Source organism: Psychrobacter pacificensis, assembly GCF_900101915.1.
GTDB lineage: Bacteria > Pseudomonadota > Gammaproteobacteria > Pseudomonadales > Moraxellaceae > Psychrobacter > Psychrobacter pacificensis.
In genome coordinates this window covers 38,181-58,672 of sequence record NZ_FNAL01000004.1, presented here as the reverse complement: position 1 = coordinate 58,672, position 20,492 = coordinate 38,181, and the positions used below count along the sequence as shown (strand labels likewise).

Below are 20,492 nucleotides of genomic sequence, written 5' to 3'. Positions count from 1 at the left end.
ACGTTATACAGTTATCGCAAGATTGTCACGATGCACCATCACCACACGGTCTTCGTTACCACCAAAGATTTTGTCAAACTTCTCTGTACGCTCACGGGCAACACGGTGCGCCTCATGCGATGAGAAGTTTACCTGACCAACGGCTATGCGCTCACCAGTGTCTTGATGAACAATTTCTACCACATCACCTTCATCAAAGCCGCCACGAACTTCTACAACGCCTACTGGCAGTAAGCTTCTGTTATGTTCAGTCAATGCTTTTGCGGCACCTGCATCAACGACCAAGCTACCTGACATACGCAAATGCGCAGCAAGCCATTGTTTCCGAGCGATGATTTTATCTTCTTCGTTGGTGGTCAATAATGTACCGACTGCCTCACCTGAGACAACACGAGTGATCACATCATCGATAGCACCGCTCACAATAACGGTTGGGCAACCACCCATTGCTGCAAGACGACCAGCACGAATTTTAGTTAACATACCACCGCGCCCAAGCTTGCCTCCGTCACCTGCAATATCAAATAAATAATCAGCCATGGCACGTTCTTGACGAATCATCTTGGCATCAGGATTGTCACGTGGGTTATCAGTGAACACGCCTTCTTGATCGGTTAAGATGATGTACAAATCTGCATTAACCATCGCGGCTGCCATCGCACCCAACGTGTCATTATCGCCAAATTTAATCTCATCAATAGTAATGGTGTCATTTTCGTTAATGACCGGTAGCACGCGCCATTCTAATAGTTGCGTGAGCGCGCCTGTAGTATTGAGATAACGGCTACGATTGGACAAGTCATCATGAGTCAATAAGAGCTGTGAGCTTTGAATTCCATGCTGAATCAGTGCTGACCACCATGTTTCAATCAGTCCCATTTGGCCAATAGAAGCGCAGGCTTGTAATGCTGCCAGTTTTTTAGGGCGTTCCTCAAGGTCCATACGTACCACACCTTCAGCAACGGCACCTGACGATACCAGCAGCACTTCAACACCTTTTTTGTGCAGCTTAGCAATCTGCTTTGCCCACTCATATATGGCAGTACGATCCAACCCTCGACCATTATTTGTCAATAATGATGAGCCAATCTTGACAATAACGCGCTGAATATCAAAGTTGCGAGATTGTTTAACAAATCTTGCTTCTTCGGTCGTGTTTGCTATGTCATCTGCCATATAAACTCCTTTTTTTCATATCAATTGATTGTAGGGATTAAATTCACAATTCAAGTATAACCGCTTAAGGAACGTACATTACCTCAACACCATCGTCGTCATCATCCAAATCGGACAAATCTAAGCCTTCACGCGCGGCTTTACGAGCTGCACGATATGCTTCACGCTGTGCTTCAGTGTTTAGACGCACTTCGGCTTCTAAACGCTCAAAACGTTCTTTTTGTGCTTCAGCGAATATAGGATCTTCTATTTCACGCTCGCGCTCAAGTTCAATATCATTCATTAAATGATATTTTACTGCATCAACACCTTCACCAGTCAGCGTTGCTGTACGGAAAACCATACCTGTCCAACCAAGCTCTGCCACGATGTGTGTACAAAGCGCGTTCAAGTCTTCATCATTGACCTGATCGATTTTGTTCAATACCAAAATTTGCGGTAAGTTGGCCAATTCAGGTGAAAAACGCTCAAGCTCATTTAGGATAACGCGGGCGTTCTCGACCGGGTCGCTACCATCAACAGGCTTGACATCAACTAAGTGTAACAGACGACGGGTACGAGCCACGTGCTTTAAAAAGCGAATACCAAGTCCTGCGCCTTCTGATGCGCCTTCAATAAGACCAGGGATATCTGCCATCACGAACGAACGATGACGACCAATATCGACCACACCCAAGTTTGGTACTAGCGTGGTAAAGGGATAATCCGCCACTTTTGGTCTAGCAGCAGAGACTTGACGGATAAAGGTCGATTTACCAGCATTAGGCAAACCAATCAAGCCAACATCAGCCACAACTTTTAGCTCAAACTTAAGAACTTTTAACTCACCCTCAAAACCAGACGTGGCTTTACGCGGTGCTTGGTTGGTCGAGCTTTTGAAATGGGTATTGCCCAGACCACCATCGCCGCCCTTAGCGACCAATAGCGTCTGGCCAATCTCAATCAAATCACCGAGTACTTCATCAGTCTCGGTATCCACGACCGTCGTACCGACCGGCACAGGCAGATAAATATCCTCTGAGCCTTTACCTGAACAGTTTTTACTTTGTCCATTTTCACCGCGTTTTGCATCATAGCGGCGCGTATAGCGATAGTCCACTAGGGTGTTGGTGTTGTCCTCTGCAATGACATAGACGTCACCGCCCTTACCGCCATCGCCACCATCCGGTCCACCACGTGGCACATATTTTTCTCGGCGAAAACTGGCGATTCCGTTACCACCGTCACCTGCTTTTACCGTTACGACGGCTTCATCAATAAATCGCATCTTACGTTCCTTAATTCACAATCCAGTCGATAAACTGGTGACAACCAGCGGTTGTATTTTGAGGTTTTGCTATATCGTTCTGACAAAATGAGCAATCTATAGAAGCTATGTTACGTCATGCCCATTATGACAATAACACCCGATAATCAATCGGACTATCGGGTGTTTAAGTATGACAGTTAAAGTGATACCAAGCTATGCAAAGTAGAGTCTATTGCAGCATAATCTTTAAAGTGACCATGCTTTGAGAGGCTTAGTATAACGTTATTGCGCTACTGTATTTAGTAATCTATGCTGGAATCTGAGCGTAGCTGATTCCTGCCATCTGCGTCGCCAAACGCAATACCTGAGTACTATAACCGACTTCATTATCATACCAAACATAAACAATAGCTTGGTTGTCAGTCAAAATAGTCGCTTGGGCATCAACGATACCAACATGGGTGGTACCTACAAAGTCAGTAGATACCGCTTCTGTAGAATCGGTATAAGCAATTTGCGACTGCCACGTGCTGCTGTTAGCAATCTTACGCAAGAACTCATTCAGCGCATCAGCGCTTGCTGGTGCGGTCTTTAGATTCAAGTTCAAGATTGCTAGGCTGACATTTGGTGTCGGTACACGGATAGCATTACCCGTTAGCTTACCGTTCAATTCTGGTAATGCTTTGCCCACTGCTTTTGCCGCACCAGTACTGGTGATAACCATGTTCATCACCGCACTACGACCACGGCGGTCTGCTTTGTGATAGTTATCAACCAAGTTCTGATCATTGGTAAATGAGTGAATAGTCTCTACATGACCGTTTATGATACCGTATTCGTCGTTTAGTACGTTTAAGGTCGGGGTAATGGCATTGGTCGTACAGCTCGCAGCACTCACGATTGTGTCATCACCAACGGTGTCGTTATTCACACCATAAACGACGTTTTTGATATCGCCACTAGCAGGTGCTGTTAGGAGTACTTTTTTCACGCCAGTAGACTGTAGGTGCTTACCAAGGCCCGCTTCGTCTTTCCAAATACCGGTATTATCGATAACTAGCGCATTGTCAATACCATAAGCAGTATAATCGATTTCGCTTGGGTCTTTGGCATAGATGACTTGTACGAAACGACCATTAACGATCATGCCGTTATTGTCTTCATCGATACTGATGCCACCTAAGAATCTACCATGGATTGAGTCGCGCTCAAGCAATGAGATACGCTTAGCCAAGTCACCAGCAGCGGCTGGACGTACCACGATTGCCTTTAGCTGCAAACCTTTTGCGCTTGATGCTTGTGACAATAACAGACGAGTCAAAATACGACCGATACGACCAAAACCATACAGTACAACGTCCGTTGCGCCATTCACGGCACCAGCGTTGTTGATAGACTGTAGAGCGACTTGTACATCAGTACCATTAGCAATCAATTGGCCAACGTCGATACGAGTCGCTTGAATCTCTTTGTTTTCGGCGATGACTTTTACCATTGCCAACGTGTCAGCGATATCAATGGCTTTAGCACCGTTATCACGTAATGCTGCTTTTTGATGTAGCGCAATTATTTGACCAACTGAAGTAGCGTCTAGCGTTTCGCCAAACAAAGTCACTTGTACGTCTTGCTCATTATAGAGCTTGCTCAATAGCCCCATCAGCTCAATGGCTTGTTGCTCTTGATTGTTGTAGTTTTTTAAGTGGTCTTGATGTAATTGGCGTAAGGTATCAGCGTTGCTCACGAGAAACATCCTTATGGTCAGTAATGTATGATCGATAAAATATGAAGAGATATAAATAAGATAGGTCGCGTATGCTCTAGGTGGTGACTGTAATAGGATAATCGACCACTATCAATATCAGTTCTTGACGTCAGAGTATTCAAATCGCCTAGATTTTAGCCTAAAATGCCTCATTTTGCCAGTAATAACCGATTAGCTAGTGTGCATAATAGGTTTTATCGTCATATACAGACTCATATATAAATAAGGATAAAAATAAAGGCAGCCATATATGCTGCCTTATTAGGACGTCATTTACATGATAATTGCCATAGCACTTAATTAATTGAACCAATAATTTTCATTATATCTATTATGGTGCTAGATTCACTGTTTGATTGCTCTGCGACGTCAATGTAAACTCTTTCAAATCATATCCTTGCTGCTGAGCAACCTGACGATATTTAGTATACGTTTCTTGACTGATATTCGGCGACCGTGCTAGGAGCCATAAGTATTTTTTATCAGGTGTCCCTACTAGCGCAGTTTTATAATCTGCATCACGTGCTAGTACCCAATAATCAGCACGGCCGACTGGGATCCAGCGAATCCACTTCGGTAAAAACGTCACTTTTAGTTTGCTACCATTTTCATCGACTGGCTTAGCCAAACCTTCGGCCGTAATACCTGAACCATCCTCGCTCACGCATTTGTTAGTGACGATGATGCCTGACCCATCGGTCTTTTGCGTATAGTTTGCCGTGACATCGCCTGCACATTTACGCTGGAAATACATCGGTAGACGTCCAATCTCATACCATGTCCCAGCGTATTCATTGAGATCGACACTATCCACTGTCGTTGGTATGCTTGCAGGCTTATAGATAATATCGCTTGGCTTAACTGATAGCATATCGGTCGTAATCTTCTCGCTCATCACATTATCTTGCATATTACTGGTAGTAGCCATATTAATGGGCGGCGTTGCAGCATAGGCTGAAAATGCCGCTAGCGGTATGATGATCGCTAACGCAATGCCTGTATGCTTGATAAGTCCATTCATAAATATACGCTCCGGTATGTCTTTGTATGACGAGTTGATAGCGGTTGATGAAGTATCAAGGATTTGCTTGGTGCTGTCTTGCAAATTACTTGCTTGGTCATCTGCAAGCTCAGAGATTAGCGGCTCGTCTTTATTCAATGTTGCTGATCGCTTATATCCATTAGCAATGTTGAATTGTTCTTTATCACTATTTTTCAGATGTTGACTGTTACTCATAGCGGACTCTTTGACCTTAGTAAGGCTTTTGTCGGCGCTTTTGTATCCAAAATAGCTGTCTTGTGAAGGCATAGCTTCTGCCAGATGGTGCGAATATTCGCTGTTCAGGTTTTCATTGCTCAGTTTTTTATGGCTATAGTTTGCATCATTACTGGCATTTATTGTTTGTTGCGCATGACGACTATTGTTATAGCTGTTTGACTGTATAGTCTCCTGAGATTGAGAACCAGCTGCCTGTGAGTCAGTCCATGCTGACTCAGATAACTTATTGGTTTTCATAGGGATACCGTTATTAATAGTGACTGTTAAAATACTTTATCTGCATCATTTATTTGAGTTGATTTTATAATGATCCTGAGTTTCAGAGTTAATTATCGACCCAAACTCTACTGCTACAAACGCTCTTTTTTATTATAAATTTTGGTAAATGCGTTAATAGTTAGTTCACTGATAAAAATTAGAATTAATGCGTTGTAGATATGGAATATATATTAAGGGCAGCTGGACTATTAAAACAGTAGTGCAATGTATGAAAACGCAACGGTTTGTAAGTAACGATGGGTTTATGCGTTAGTACACACACATCATAATCACATAGTTACCGACTAGATAAATAACTTAAAAATCAGTTATTTATACTTACCTATCTTAATAAGCAAACATAGTCAAGTGAATGATATTACTGCTTAATGAGCACTCATTTTCTAGTTTTTTATTCGTGGAACTGACGAATGCCTGCGACACTGACACCGCCGTGCGCCAATGCTTGATCTATCATACTAGGTACCAAGCCGCCCAGACCAATGACTGGCATGTCAGCTAACTGTGCCAAAGCCGACCACGCCTCCCAGCCAAGTGGCACCGTCTCAGGATGCGTCTGAGTTGTAAGTACAGGAGACAAAAAAGCGCCAATCACTGGCGACAACTGCTGCTGTATGCGCATACTCGCAAGTTTATTAGCGGCACGAATGCTGGCAATATCATGACAGCTGACTATTAGTGGATGCTCACTCGAGATGTCGGCCAATTGCTCAGACTCTGTAATATCTTGAGTACCATTGAACCATGCCATTAATACCGAATGCGTCAGGTGTCTAGCGACAATCGAACCAGTCGTTTTTGCCTCTATCATTGCCTCTGTAATTGTCGTCTTGGAGCGCTGACAGTCATTGTCGTATGGCAAAATCGCTAGAATATCTAGACGCACATCCAGTAGCTGCTCAGCAATGTATGCCGCCTCCGTCTCTTTTAAGCGGATGTACACCCAAGCGGCTGGTGGCAGATTGTCTTGATGATAGTGCACCCATGCTGCTGCTGAATTTGGCTGGGCAGAAAAATGCGCAAGTGGATACGTAATCGCTATTTTTGTAGGAAGCTTTAGCCATTCTAAAATAGTGCTATTGGCAGCGGGCAAATGATACGCTCCTGCTAGTAGCTTAGATTTTTCAACCCACGTCATTGCTTGGCCTTCTAATCCATACTCACAATGCTTGTGCTGTTCATACTGCTGTGCGGTCAGTTCAACCTGATAAACCTGCAAGCTCACCTGCTTGTCACCATAGTCGTGATGCAAACGCCCAAGCTTCACCATCATATTTTGATGAATATCGATCCCTGTTTCTTCAGCAACCTCCCGAATCAATGCCTGCTCTGCTGACTCATCAGCCTCTATTTTGCCGCCTACAAATTCATAGCGATTGCCTTGATGCTGAGCTGCATCTCGGAATCCAAGCAAAAACTTGGTTTTATAATAAATAACGGCAACTGCAACATTGACGATGGTGATGTTTTTCGTTTTTGATTGGCCACTCATCTCATTTGGCATAACTCTACCTTTCACTTCTCTCTTCATTATGACTTTTTAATCGCCTGATTCTGCGTATATAACTTGGCAGCTGTAACAACGTGGCGACTGTCTTTATGGTCCCTATCGTTTTTATACATCTTATAAATTCTGTGTTTCTACAAGGAGAAAGCCCCCTATTCTCACTTTGGGACAGTAGCCTTAGATAAATTTACACAATAACTGCATTTTATTTTATCAATTACCTTGCAAATTCATTCAATCTAAATGATAATGATTATCGTTAAGGTTCATTAGAACATAGCTAATTTATTAAGCCACTTCTTATCAAAAGGAATTTACCATGAGTATGGTTATCTCTCGTTATCTAAACTGCCGTGAAAACCGTCTGCCAACGCTACAGTCGCAGCATCTATTTGCCCTGACCAAAGAAGTACGTATCGAGCATCAAGGCGAAGAGTATCGACTACGTTTGACTCGTAACAATCGGTTGATTCTGACCAAATAACTGTATGAGTAGACTACATTTTTTACAAAAAAAACGCCTTCATTACGAGGCGTTTTTTTTGTAAAGCAATAATTATAAGAATCCGTCTCAATCCATACCACTGATCAGATACCCACTCGGTCAAGTAAGAGCGTTAGAATTGCCAACTATAGACCACGTCTACCGCATTTTCAGCAGCCGAGCTGGCTTCTACGTAAATACGACGAGTCAATTGATAGCGAACAGACAGACTGTTTTGCGCATTGAAAACACCTACGCCGTAGCGGATATACAAGTCAGGGGTCACGTAACCGGTGACATTGACATTGGTATCTTCACTACTACCTGAGGCATCCACCGTCAAGCTCTGTAAACCAAAGGCCTGTCCGATTTGATTGGTCAGACTGCGCGTACCACTCAGACCAAAGCTTAATCCAGCAGCGGCTAGGTTATTGGTCACTTGTGATTTAAACCCTTGCTCACTGATTTGAGTGGCGCTCTTATTATTGATTCGTCCTGTCACCAGCGCATTCATCGCTTGCTGCTGGGTCAATCCTGCATTATTAAAGACGATGATATTTGGACTTTCAGTCGTACCTTTCACACGCAGACCCACTGTTTTACCATCAATGGTTTTTGCCGCTTCAATACTCAAGTTGGGCTTCATGACATCGCCATTAAAGCGTACTTGACCATAATTTAGCTCTAGGCTTTGACCAAAAGCATTGATATTGGTACGACGTGATACTTGAACCACGCCTTTGGCACGCATGATGCCCGTGCCATTTTGGTTGATGTTAATCGCACCAGCCAATGGAATAACGGCACCAAAACCACGGAAATTGATGTCATCACCCAAATCAACACCGATATCAGCATTGATAGACCAAGGTTTTGATATTGCCAATACCTCATCGATGTTGCCGATCAAACGCCGATCCAGCACTACCACATCTTCTGATTGAGTCACAATGTCTTCGCTGGCCTCTGGTGGACGAATGGTAGCGGTTGGCACGCTGATAGCGCCTTTAATATCCACATAGCGATCCGTTGGGCGTACGATGATGTCGATATCAGGATTGATCTCGGCCACGAGCAGTGGCGGCTGCGTAATCACGAGCCTTTCACCAACAATACTCAATTTGGCTTGTAGCTTTTGCTGCCAATTGACCGTGCCTGTCAGTGTGCCTGTTCCTGTACCGCTTTTGAACGTACCATCAATGGTCGCCTGCGTACCGCGAATTTTGGCCTGTGTGTTGACATTGGTCAGGTTCACTGGCAAGTCTAACATGGCGATGCGACCATCAGAGAGTTTCACATCACCATAGAACTGCGGCTTATCTAGCGTACCGCCCAGTCCTCCTGCCATTGTAACGTTGCCTTTTAGTACTCTCATACCTGGGAAGAAAGGCTTAAATATCGCCAAATCAAGCTCATTTAACACGAGTGCACCAGAGATGGGTTTCGGTGTTTTGTAAGGATCAACAACGACTTCAGCATAACCGCGAGCACCGCGACCCGTATTGATGTCGGTACGCAGCTTGATACCTTCTGGCACCGACAAGGCGATTAGTGAAACACGCTTATAAGGCAGTGTCACAGGCGTGCTATCCCCGTCTTGAATCAAGCCGATTTTGCCATTGTCTGAATAGAGTGTCGTGTTAATAGTTGGCGGACGACCACGTTGCCAACCGACAATGGCTTTACCATTAATCTTGCCGTGCCAATCAATATCCTTTGGTAAAAATACTGAAAATAATGACGTATCTAAATTCTGCAATGCCACATCGACTTCACCACTGGCTGGAGAAGCCACTAAGTTCTTGCGTAAGCATAGCTTGCCCGTTTGGTCCGTGGCTTGCCAACAATGTGCAGCCAACTGTACTTTGAGATCTGTATTATTGCCATTTTGATTATTGGGCAAATTCACAATCAGCTGTGCTGGCTGTAATTGATTTAAGGTAGCGTATCTGGATTTAACGCGGCCTTTACCGATGACTCCTGACCAACGAAGCTTGTCGCGATCAAACCCACCTTTAAGCCTAGCGCCAACATCAAGCTGCTGATTGGCTACATTTAGATCAACGATATGAGATTGCTCAGTCCCATTAAAGGAGGCTTTTACACTATCGAAGCTTTGTCCCGCAGCATCCAGACCTTCAGCGCTGACGATAAGCTGGCTTGGACTATTGGCTAGATTAACCAGCTTGCCACGTATACGACCTTGACGCAAAATAAAGCCCGGTAGTGCAATCCGTTCACCGACCAAGTCGATATAGATCGTCGGTAAAGCCTGACCAGTGGGTTGAGACAAAGTCGCTCCACCAGTGACTTTGCCAGCAAGCTTATCTGACAGTTGATCTAGGCTTGTGATATTGATTTTGGTCTGTAGCTGTTTGGCATTGCCATTAGCAGTCACATAGTTGTCACCCCAGCGTAGTATCAAGTTGTCAGCATTCAAACTGTCTACCAAGGCATTCACTTGCTTATACTGTGCTTGGGCATCTTGTGTTTGTAGACGCTTAAAATAGCTGGCTAAGTCTTTTGGCAAGCGCAGTTTTGCAGCCAAGCTGCCTTTGGCACTGAGCGGCTGGCCTTTTAGCATACCACTCAGATTGATTTGTCTGATATTGACGGTCTGCTGCGTATCGCCCCAACGTCCATCCGTATCGATGTTACCCGTGATACGGCTTGGTGTATCCTTTAAGAAATATCCGATATTGAAGCGATCCATCACGGCACTAATGTCCCATGCAATGCCTTGACGCACATCAACCTCTCCTTTGGCATCAATACTACCTGCCGCGCCCACATGCCGCAGACGGTTGATACGGATCAGCTGACTATCGCCGCTCGCGTTAATATTCAGCTTACCTGCTGGTAACTGCTCGGCATCCAAAACCCCATCGAAATTCACAGCAAAACGCTGTAATTTACCTGCGGTATTTGGGCTGTTTTTAGGCGCAGCCTGCCACTCGCCACTGGTTTTTAAGTCACCTGTGATGATTGCTGAATTATTTGGCAAAAAATACCCTAAATTAAACTGATCGAAACGTCCATCGACCGTCCAGCCAATATTACGACGCAAGTCAATGACACCTTTGGCATTCACCGCACCAGCTTCACCATCATAATTCAATTTACGGATACTAATTAATTTTGGCGTACCCGCTGCGTCGATTGATAGACGACCTTTTGGTACATCCGCTGTATCGATCTGACCATCAAAACGTGCATCAAATACGGACAACTCACCACCCACGATATCGACACTGGCATCACCGCTACCTGTTATACCGATTGCGCGACCGTTTTGCGTGGCATCAAGCTGTGCCTGTAAGTCGGTATTATTGACAGTAATCACATGGCGCTGACCACTAACGCCGTTTTTGGTGATATTTAACAGGCGACCACGAGCACTCACACGCCCTCTTAGACGCTCAAGTGGTAAGTCACTACGGTACTCTTTAGGCAATAAACCTTTGGTCACTGCATCGATTTTCCACGTCAGTGGGCGGTTTTTATTTGCTAGCCGAATCTGCCCAGTTCCTGATAGGTCGCCTACGATGCCATCATAATTGAGTCGATTGATATCAATAACGTCACCTGCTTTACGCAAGCGCACGTCATAGTTGCCTTTAGGTGCAGCATTGAGTTCATTGATAATGGCATTGGCATCGACGGATAGGTTTGAACCACGAACGATGACATCTGCTTGACCGCGAGGACTATCAATATTGCCTATGTTAGGCACATCACGGCGGGTCAAGTTTTGCCATCTTGCATCAATATACCAAGGCGCTGTGTGTTGAGATTTAGCAGACGTCTTGCCGCGCACTAGGTTGGCATTGACATATTCGCCGTCACGCTGACGTAGGTCTACATCAATCTCTGTATTACCTGTACTGTTTTGCTGCTGATAGCGTAACGATAATCTACCATTGAGCGTTTGCGGAGCATACGCTTTAAAATCAGCATACTCATCAGGAATCGCACGTCGAATGTCAAAGTTACTACCAGCTGCACGCACTGTCGCATTAAAGCTCTCTTTCCAGCCTAAGATGCCCTGAAGCAGCAAACGTCCAGAGGGAACGTCGGCTTCTAAGCGATCAATACGCAATTGACTGTCTGCAATGACGCCGCGCCCTTGATAATGACCGGATGGAATGTCTTTGGCAGTCAATTCTGTGTTGATGCGCAGTTGTATCTCAGAGATAACCCCTGATGCAGTCGCCATACCGCTTTTTAGATGAATATTTTGGTCATCTGCATAAGGCACCAAAATATCATCCCACTTCAGTTTTGCCTGAAACGGTGCGCCTGCATCTAGGCCTTGAACCACAAAATCGCCGCTAACGTCGCTGTCGTTATAGCGACTACGCACCTGCCCAACCGTACGTTTTAGCGTACCAGTTGCCGTAATATTCAATGGATCGATATAAGCTTTTTCAAGTGCACTCACCTCTACAATCGCGCTCAGATCCAGTGGGTAGTCGCCTTGTAAATCTGCCTCACCTTGTAAGGCACTGACTTTTACAATATCAGCATATTGCAAGCTGCCGCGACCGACCGTCACAGTGCTGCCAACCCATGTCAGATCGCGAGCCGTAGTATTGTTGATAACAATAGGCTCTTTGGTCACTTGCTTATAAATAATTTTATTGATTTTTGCGTGATCAAAACGTAGATTGACTGGTAGCTTTAGCGTCTTATAATCAAACGGTTCACCAGTCGGTGGTTTTTTATTGAGGATCTCGATGGTTTGAATGTCAGCATCGCTTAGATGTACTTCTTTTGCAAATACCGCACGCCAACCTATTTTGACATAGGCTTTGTCCACCAAAATCTCAAGATCTTCAGTGGCTTCAATATCGATATCTGTCACCCAAATACCATCACGCAAATTACCGCGCCCATATTTGAAACCGATACCCGTCTCAGCACTGATTTTTTCTAAAATAAACTTGGTGCCAGAGTCCGTGCCTGCAGCATAAAAAAATATCGCAAACATAATCGCTAGTACGATAATGACCAGCACCAGCAGCTTGAGTAAAAATGATAGCGGATACCAGCGCCTAACGGCACGAGCATCGCGCTGTGCTGGGTCTTCATCTGGTGCATTGTTAGGCGGGGTATTTTTTGTCTGCATGACACTCAACTACGTTAAAAAGTGATGACCAGCAATCGGTACGATAAGTAATGAATAAAACGGTTCAAGCGATCTGTGTTCATATGTAGGAAGTAAGCTTTTACAATGGCGAGCCAATAAAGAAATGTAATCGCACAGGAATATTGTCTTCTGTCACCCCTGCGGCGACATCGACACGCACCATCCCAACAGGAGAGGCCCAGCGCACACCGACGCCGACGCCAACTTTGGTTTCAGCATCAAAGTCTTTGTCGTACGCATTACCAACATCGGTAAAGAATGCGCCACGAAAGCCCGGTTTGAACTCATAGTTATACTCTGCACTACCAACCGCTAGTACTTGCCCGCCTGTCAGATAGCCTTTATCGTTTAGTGGCGATAAGCTCTCGTAGTCATAGCCACGGATGCTTTGGTCACCACCTGCGAAAAAGCGCAATTTATAAGGCACATCATAAAAATCATCTGCCCAAATATAACCACCATTCAAACTACCAAGCACTTGATGTTTTTTGTCATCGCCAAAGCTATAAATACCGCTAACACCAGCACGCACGATGGCCAAATCAGTATCACTCAGCGCTTTGTCAGCACCTGCTTCAATCGAATAATACTGACGCATACCACGCGTTGGATTGGTCGCACTATCCGTGTCGGTTTTATTCATACCATAGCCAAACAGCAATGCTTGCTGCTTGGGGTTTGACGAGGTAAAGCGGATAGGTAAATCATCCCGCGCAGCGCCGTCAACGCCAGTCTCTAGCTCATCTAAACGATAACGCATAGAGTAGCTACGATTCCAACCACTATCACGGCGAATATTACGTGCCAAAGCCGCTTTTAAAGTGGTGGTAGATAAATCAAAGTTACCTTTGCCTTGGTCAATGACTTCTTCTTCATAAGTAAGACGCCCATCTAATTTATCATTGAGTGGATGATTCCAAGGGCGGCTCGCATAGACAGCGACGTTTTTGCTGATTCTGGACACTTCGGTTTCTGCGCCTGCTTGATAGCCCTGACGGTTAAGCAAATTATAATCGATCTTGGCGGTTGCTCGCACGCCTGTGTCAGTACCGTAACCCAAACCAACCTGAGCATCACGCGGCTTATCAGCGTATACAAAGACATACAACGGTACTTTTTTGCTTGTGGCAACGTCTTGCGGTGTTTTACGTCCTGCGAGCGTTGGCGGTACGAAATCCTCATCAACGGTGAAGTCTGCATCATCAGGGAATATTTTTTGGGCCACATTACTGATAGAGTCACTGATTTTGCCTAATAAGTTATCCGCTTCTTGGTCTTTTTCATCCAGCACGCGGTCATCCGGCAGGCGGCTTAGACGCTCTGCTTTTTGCTTAACCGCTTGTAGCTTATCAAGCGTTTCTTCATCAACCTCAAACTCGATAGCAGCAATATCAGCTTCATTGACCGTCTCGCCACTACCATTGCTAAGCGCACTTTCACGCTCTACGCCAGTACTACTACCCGTATCTTCTGTACTAGCCAAACGATTATTGGATGCTGCTAGAGTAGCATTATCTCCAGTCATATCTGAGATGCCATCCTTATCAACATCCTCATCCAATATAGCATTGCTATTGGTAGGTGCATTATCAAATGCCAATGTACTGGCCTCACTCCGGTCATCTGGCGGTAATATCGATTCAACGTTGACAGCGTTGAAATAGCGAGTCGCTGATAAGTCATTACTAAACTTTGTCACTGATGGACGATAGAATGGGTCACCCGGCGCAAACTCATACAACTGCTGCAATAACGACAATTCTACTGGGAGTTTGTCAGGGTCTTGTGTCAGCGTGTTGGTTTCTTTGTCATAGGTAAAGAAAACAACATCATCAAACTCGTAGCGGTCGCCTGTGTTGTAGACCAAAGACATGTCCGCTTTGTTGTCTGGTAAGATAATATCGACAGATTTGTTTAACCAATACTGATCAAAATACCCATAGGTATTACTCAAAGACTCAAGCGCCGCTTTACTACTCTTGTAGACACGGTGGTTAAAAATATCCCCTTCTTGCGGCGGTAATTCTTTTTCAAGCGCGACAAACTCTGCTTGCTCACCGCCCTCACCGCGGATATCAACGATACGGCTGTCTACAATAACAGGCTCGCCCAGCTCTTCGATCACCACATTGATCGTATCACGCGTAGGCTGACGCAGGCTGAGAGTCACATCATAGTAACCCACTGCTTTGGCAGCATCCAATGCCGTTTGACGCAAACGTGGTAGCGCTGCGGTAAAATCAATGACCGACTGTACTGTCGTATCATCAAGGGCCGCTTTAATATTCTTCATTGGCTGAATATCGTCGTCAGCTTTGATGAGTTTTGGTTGACCATTTGCCGTATCTTCGGCGCCAGCTTGTTGTATATAAACTGTGGTCTCCACACTTGGTAACGCCATCACACCACCATTGAAAAAGCGATTATAGAGACGCTTGACAATGTTGCTTTTATTACGTGCAAGTGGTTTTGACTGGTCAGCTTGCTCGATGCTTTGATTGACGGCCTGAGTATCATTCTGATAATCCGGTAGGTAGTCTTCAGGATCAATCACATCTGAGGGCATGTTACCGCCATCAGTTATATCGCTATTACCTGCTATTATCTCATCATTAATGCCATTTGCCGCATTGACATTGCCACTGCTGACAGAGTCACTCACGTTAATGGGACGTGACATAATTTCAGCTGTGGCTGCCTGTTCTGCTGCGGCCTCACTTCTACCCAGTGTGTCAAGATTGCTAGGCATAGGCAAGTTGGTCGCATCTAAGTCAACATCTAAGCCGATGGGCGGCGCTGTGTCGTTCAATGTGGCAATTGGCGCATCAAAGGCACTGTCGTTGTTAATGCTGTCGATATCTTGGGTGTTTTGTAAATCGAGCGCCGCCAGCTCACGATCAATCTGCTCAGGCGTCATCATCTGATAGCCTTGCTGCTGTATCGCTGTTGCTTGCTGCAACAAATCATCATTAGATAGATCTGCCTGCATGCCTTCTACGTACATATCCTCGTCGAAACGATTTGAATCTTGCAGGCCACTATTGTGATTATTATTTCGGGCACTGTCATTCTGAGAAGATGACGAGTTAGCGCCTGATTTTTTGATACCTAGTGTTTGTTCGCTATAGTCGTCCAAGACCGACTGATCAATAATGCCTTGCTCCACTGCTTTTTTTAGACGTAGTGCATCTAGGGCAGCATCGAGCTGGGTATCATCGTCTGATAGTGCGCCTGATGTATTATTGGCTGTTTGATTGTTAGCTGATTGAGTCTTAGCGACTTGATTACTGGTCGATGCATTGGTGATATTTGTGTTGATTGTCTCAGCCAATGCCGCAGGTGCGACACTAACTAGACTAGTAGCTAGCGCGGTACAGAGCGCTGAGCGCTTAAAATGAATACGGGGAGTACCGACATGAGTGCTTTGGATGCTGATATCGTTCTGAATACTCACGCTGTCACGCTGCCTCATTAATATGTTGCGTGCTCGAGTTGAAGGCGGCTGGGTCATGTTTACGTCCTATCCCTTCACGCGGCATACTATTATTAACGATTGATTATCGCCAAGTCTGACCGGTGAATAAACTTATAGCAGTGGGCTGAAATTAATGGTTTACTACGTTGCTTGTCATGATGGAAGTCTCTGGTGCATATTATTCAGCACTCGATGGGTGACACCATACAAACAGTCTTGATTGATAGCAAGCCTTCACCTTTACCGTCGCTCGCACCTTTTAATGCAACCATATAAAATTTACAAATCATAACTTAGTTAATTATGAAATCATAGCGCAGGTTTCATGTATTTTTACCTAAGCCTTGCTATTATACGGCTTAATATTGATAAAACCTATGCTGTATTTCGATAAGTTTTTGATAATATTGATAATTGCTATCGCATTATAAGCTGCGTTCAGCGCCTCTTCTTACTTTATCAGCCGCTTCTCATCTGTAGGAACATTCATGTCCAATCAGTTTCAGCTATTTAAGCGCCGCCGTTTTAGCGCCATGTTTTTCACTCAGTTTTTGGGTGCGTTTAATGACAATATCTTTAAACAAGCACTTATACTGGTTCTGACTTATACCGCTGCCAGTCAATTGGGTGTGGAAGTCAGTATTTTAAATAATTTGGCCGCGATGTTATTCATACTGCCCTACTTTTTGTTTTCGGCATTGGCAGGACAAATCGCTGATAAGTATGAAAAATCCAAGCTCACGCAGTTTATCAAAGTACTTGAGCTAGTCATCATGGCAATCGCTGCGGTTGGTTTTGTTTTTGAATGGTACACCCTTTTATTTGTCGCGTTGTTTTTGATGGGCACGCATTCGACCTTTTTTGGACCGATTAAGTACGCTTATCTACCACAGGCGATGAAAGAAGATGAGCTGGTCGGTGCCAACGGTCTGTTTCAAATGGGCACTTCTCTAGCCATTCTTGTTGGTATGATTGTCGCTGGTATCTTAACTCAGCTGTCACACTCCTTATATTGGATTAGCGCTACCGTATTGGTCGTTGCTGTGCTGGGTTATCTGGCAGCGCGCTATATCCCTAACATGCCAGCCATGCAGCCTGATCTTAAGATTAACTGGAATATTATCACCATCAGCTTGTCTACGGTACGCTATCTCTACTCTCTGCCATTCTTGTTTTTTGTCATTCTTGGCAACAGCTGGTTTTGGTTTTATGGGGCGACGTTTTTGACTCAAGTGCCAGAGTTCAGCAAAGTCATTTTGCACGGTGATGAGTCGGTGGTGATTTTTCTATTGACGCTATTTTCAGTAGGGGTATCGATAGGTTCGCTCCTATGCAAATCATTGACCAAAAACCAAGTCAGCCTGCGCCTATTGCCTTTTGGTATTGCTGGATTGAGTATCTTTGCTATTGATTTGTACTTTTCACTTTCAAGCCTAAACATAAATGTGAATAATGACACATTGCTTGGTATCAGTGATTTATTTGGTACGAGCGGTAGCTGGCGCGTTTTTGCTGATTTGTTCTTATTGGGATTCAGTGGCGGTTTATATATTGTGCCTTTATATGCCTCAATGCAGGCCTATGCGCCAAAGAGCCATCGCGCGCGTATCGTGGGTGCCAACAATATATTCAATGCGATATTTATGGTCACATCAGCGATTTTTGCGATTGTCATCTTAAATGCATTAGGGCTAAGTCTACCGCAGCTATTTTTGGTAACAGGTGTGCTCAATATTGTTTTTGGTATCTTCTTATACCTTAAGCTAAATAGGCATATCAAACAGGCGGTTATCCAAACCAATGATGATGTGGTTATATAAATAAGCCATATTGAGCTTAAATAACGATAGCAATCGATAGGTTATCAAGGCAATAATATTGATGCCGATAATTTGGATTGTTTGCTATAGTAATGTATATAAGAGCTGTGCACAGGATTATTGCCCTAGAGCAGTCACTAGTCTTATTTTATTGATAGAATTTAACGCCATCAGGAGTGAACCATGGCCCTGCGTCCTTTATCCAAAATCGATCAGCTATTGCTTGGGGTCGACAAAGCATTACAAGCTGTCGTGCCAAACTCAAACCCCAGTACGCGCCCATTGCCAGTGAGTAGTGACGAGATTCCTGAACTGACCATCACAGAGGCACGCCATGTCGCAGGGCTGATGCGTATCAATCATACCGGTGAAGTGTGCGCGCAAGGTCTCTACCATGGACAAGCATTTGCTGCCAAAGACAGTGGCGTCAAGCAAGCTATGCAGAACTCTGCTGAAGAAGAAGTCGATCATCTGGTCTGGTGCGAGACGCGCTTAAATGAGCTGGGTAGCCATGCGAGTGTGTTTACCCCGCTTTGGTATGGGATGTCTTTTGGCCTAGGTGCAGTCGCAGGCGCCATCTCAAATGAGTTTAGTTTGGGGTTTGTCGCGGAGACAGAAGCACAAGTTAGCGAGCACCTGCAAGATCATATCAATCAACTACCCGAACATGATCAACGCTCAAGAGAAATACTGGCACAAATGGATATCGAAGAGCAACATCATCGCGAGCTAGCACTGGCAAGTGGCGGCGCTGCGTTGTCACCACCTGTACGTCAGACAATGCGCTGGATGGCCAACCGTATGAAGGCGACCGCTTATCATTTATAAAGGCAAATAGCAATTTGATGTCTGAGATGACGAGCAATACTCGATTTGCTCAGCCCAAGCGAGTAACAATCCTACCACAGATAGCGCAAAGCTTAATTTGCTAGGGTATTAAAAATTTGTACGATTTTGCAGCAAACATATATCCTGATTATCAACCGATAAATGAATAACGACTAAATAAATTAAATAAGGTAATGATTTTTATGAAAGCAACTCTCTCTAATAGCGCGTCTTCCAAGTCGCCAAAGCTTGCAACCTTGACTGCGCTCGCGGCCGCCTGTGCAATGATGCTTTCTGCGCCTGTGAATGCTGCAGAAGCTGACACTGCTGCTACATCAGCACCTGCTGTACCGAGCGCTGTAGATTCCAGTAAACGCGTGATTCGTCTAGCAAGGCCAGGTGCAACGACCAGCACAGCTCAAAGCACAACAGATGCTACGCCTGCTAATAGCGCTCAGTCAGTTAATACTCAGCCAATGATGCCGTCAAGCAACACTCAGTCTAACCGTACCCCTTTGAGCACGGCACAGGCAGCACAGATGATGCAATCAAGCAATGCTCAACCAAATCGTGTACCTATCAGCCCCGCTCAGCCACCAGCATCGCAAATGATGAATCCAGCTAACGCCCCTGTGATGAGCGGTACTACTCGCATCTATGAGCCAGGTCCGATGACCGCGACTGGTATTGATCTGCGCAGTGGTCAGCTCTCAAATATTCCAACGCCACAAGTACAGCTCTCAGATGTGAGCTTTATCAAAACCGTCTTGATTCCACAACAAAAAGGCCTAGGTACTGATAAGCTTGACGTCAGCTTGCTTGATGATTTTATCGCAGACGTCTCACCGAATGCTCGTCACTATCCACCAAACTTCCCTAACCGCACTCAGCGCCATTACACTCGCGAAAAAATCAAAGTATTGGCGGACTGGATTGAGCCTTATGCCAAATCACCAAATGCGTCTTACGATGTATTGATTCGCGCAGCCAAGCTCAATGGTATGGGTCGTAATCTGGACTTGGGATCAGACTATACAGTACGCGGCGGGCAGTATGTTGATCGTGCGCTCAAAATTCAGCCAGATAGCGGTGAAGCCAACTTTTTGTATGGCATGATGCTATCAGAGGGCGGTGGGTTTAAAGAAGGTCAAAAATATCTAGATCGAGCGGTCTCTCTTGGCTACACCGAAGCAGAACAAAGCTTGGCACAGGCAGATCTACTCAGTGATCGCCGTGCCAGCGCCCTAGAGCGCCTACGTCGTCTTGAAGAAAAATACCCTAACAACACCGTGATTCCTCAACAAATCAAACTGGTGGAAGATGGCAAATTCTACATTTGGGACATCCCTGCACCAGATATCAATGTCAAACCAGGTGCCTAAATTGGCACTGTTTGTCTATGCTAAAGATAAACAAATAATTTTGTAGCCTTAGAATACCTAGCGCCTTTGTTTTTATGAATATAAAGCAAAGGCGCTTTTTTG

At 44.9% G+C, this 20,492-nt stretch carries 11 protein-coding genes; 4 read left to right on the top strand and 7 right to left on the bottom strand.

What is annotated here, in order from left to right; genetic code table 11:
- Window positions 1-3 precede the first annotated feature (3 nt).
- The 5 genes from proB to BLR43_RS03555 all read right to left on the bottom strand — a co-directional run bounded on the left by proB (window position 4) and on the right by BLR43_RS03555 (window position 7,249).
- Window positions 4-1,176, bottom strand: coding sequence for a glutamate 5-kinase (gene proB / locus BLR43_RS03575; protein ID WP_071003500.1), 1,173 nt, complete (start codon window positions 1,174-1,176; stop codon window positions 4-6).
- A 64-nt stretch (window positions 1,177-1,240) separates the two neighbouring features.
- Window positions 1,241-2,443 (bottom strand): Obg family GTPase CgtA, encoded by a 1,203-nt coding sequence (cgtA, locus tag BLR43_RS03570; protein ID WP_071003499.1) that lies wholly within the window; start codon window positions 2,441-2,443, stop codon window positions 1,241-1,243.
- Between the two features lie 289 nt (window positions 2,444-2,732).
- Window positions 2,733-4,175, bottom strand: a complete 1,443-nt coding sequence (locus BLR43_RS03565; protein ID WP_093068881.1) for a glyceraldehyde-3-phosphate dehydrogenase — start codon at window positions 4,173-4,175, stop codon at window positions 2,733-2,735.
- A 343-nt stretch (window positions 4,176-4,518) separates the two neighbouring features.
- Window positions 4,519-5,703 carry a lipocalin family protein gene (locus BLR43_RS03560; protein WP_071003497.1) on the bottom strand — a complete coding sequence of 395 codons (1,185 nt, stop codon included), beginning with the start codon at window positions 5,701-5,703 and terminating at the stop codon, window positions 4,519-4,521.
- A 433-nt stretch (window positions 5,704-6,136) separates the two neighbouring features.
- The gene (locus tag BLR43_RS03555; RefSeq protein ID WP_071003496.1) at window positions 6,137-7,249 is read right to left on the bottom strand and encodes an NUDIX domain-containing protein; all 1,113 of its coding nucleotides are present in this window, start codon (window positions 7,247-7,249) and stop codon (window positions 6,137-6,139) included.
- Window positions 7,250-7,577: 328 nt separating this feature from the next.
- Between BLR43_RS03555 and hemP the strand changes: the two genes are divergently transcribed.
- On the top strand, window positions 7,578-7,736 hold the full coding sequence (hemP, locus tag BLR43_RS03550) for a hemin uptake protein HemP (RefSeq protein WP_379542873.1): 159 nt from the start codon (window positions 7,578-7,580) through the stop codon (window positions 7,734-7,736).
- Window positions 7,737-7,869: 133 nt separating this feature from the next.
- Here the strand turns inward: hemP and BLR43_RS03545 are convergent, their stop codons facing one another.
- Both BLR43_RS03545 and BLR43_RS03540 read right to left on the bottom strand, forming a co-directional pair.
- The gene (locus tag BLR43_RS03545; RefSeq protein WP_093068878.1) at window positions 7,870-12,864 is read right to left on the bottom strand and encodes a translocation/assembly module TamB domain-containing protein; all 4,995 of its coding nucleotides are present in this window, start codon (window positions 12,862-12,864) and stop codon (window positions 7,870-7,872) included.
- A 100-nt stretch (window positions 12,865-12,964) separates the two neighbouring features.
- The gene (locus tag BLR43_RS03540; protein ID WP_071003494.1) at window positions 12,965-16,396 is read right to left on the bottom strand and encodes an autotransporter assembly complex protein TamA; all 3,432 of its coding nucleotides are present in this window, start codon (window positions 16,394-16,396) and stop codon (window positions 12,965-12,967) included.
- A 452-nt stretch (window positions 16,397-16,848) separates the two neighbouring features.
- Between BLR43_RS03540 and BLR43_RS03535 the strand changes: the two genes are divergently transcribed.
- The 3 genes from BLR43_RS03535 (at window position 16,849) to BLR43_RS03525 (ending at window position 20,390) form a co-directional block, all read left to right on the top strand.
- Window positions 16,849-18,180: an MFS transporter gene (locus BLR43_RS03535; RefSeq protein ID WP_071003492.1), complete on the top strand. Its 1,332-nt coding sequence runs from the start codon at window positions 16,849-16,851 to the stop codon at window positions 18,178-18,180.
- Between the two features lie 189 nt (window positions 18,181-18,369).
- Window positions 18,370-19,008: a 2-polyprenyl-3-methyl-6-methoxy-1,4-benzoquinone monooxygenase gene (gene coq7, locus BLR43_RS03530; protein WP_201587688.1), complete on the top strand. Its 639-nt coding sequence runs from the start codon at window positions 18,370-18,372 to the stop codon at window positions 19,006-19,008.
- 203 nt (window positions 19,009-19,211) lie between these two features.
- A complete protein-coding gene (locus BLR43_RS03525) occupies window positions 19,212-20,390 on the top strand; it encodes a tetratricopeptide repeat protein (protein ID WP_093068873.1) in 1,179 nt (392 codons plus the stop codon).
- Window positions 20,391-20,492 lie beyond the last annotated feature (102 nt).

What these genes read in the sequence shown, in the direction of transcription:
- BLR43_RS03560 (WP_071003497.1), bottom strand. Translation starts at nt 5,703, where the DNA reads ATGAAAACCAATAAGTTATCTGAGTCAGCATGGACTGACTCACAGGCA.
- BLR43_RS03555 (WP_071003496.1), bottom strand. Translation starts at nt 7,249, where the DNA reads ATGCCAAATGAGATGAGTGGCCAATCAAAAACGAAAAACATCACCATC.
- hemP (WP_379542873.1), top strand. Translation starts at nt 7,578, where the DNA reads ATGGTTATCTCTCGTTATCTAAACTGCCGTGAAAACCGTCTGCCAACG.
- proB (WP_071003500.1), bottom strand. Translation starts at nt 1,176, where the DNA reads ATGGCAGATGACATAGCAAACACGACCGAAGAAGCAAGATTTGTTAAA.
- BLR43_RS03565 (WP_093068881.1), bottom strand. Translation starts at nt 4,175, where the DNA reads ATGTTTCTCGTGAGCAACGCTGATACCTTACGCCAATTACATCAAGAC.
- BLR43_RS03525 (WP_093068873.1), top strand. Translation starts at nt 19,212, where the DNA reads ATGAAAGCAACTCTCTCTAATAGCGCGTCTTCCAAGTCGCCAAAGCTT.
- BLR43_RS03535 (WP_071003492.1), top strand. Translation starts at nt 16,849, where the DNA reads ATGTCCAATCAGTTTCAGCTATTTAAGCGCCGCCGTTTTAGCGCCATG.
- cgtA (WP_071003499.1), bottom strand. Translation starts at nt 2,443, where the DNA reads ATGCGATTTATTGATGAAGCCGTCGTAACGGTAAAAGCAGGTGACGGT.
- BLR43_RS03545 (WP_093068878.1), bottom strand. Translation starts at nt 12,864, where the DNA reads ATGCAGACAAAAAATACCCCGCCTAACAATGCACCAGATGAAGACCCA.
- BLR43_RS03540 (WP_071003494.1), bottom strand. Translation starts at nt 16,396, where the DNA reads ATGACCCAGCCGCCTTCAACTCGAGCACGCAACATATTAATGAGGCAG.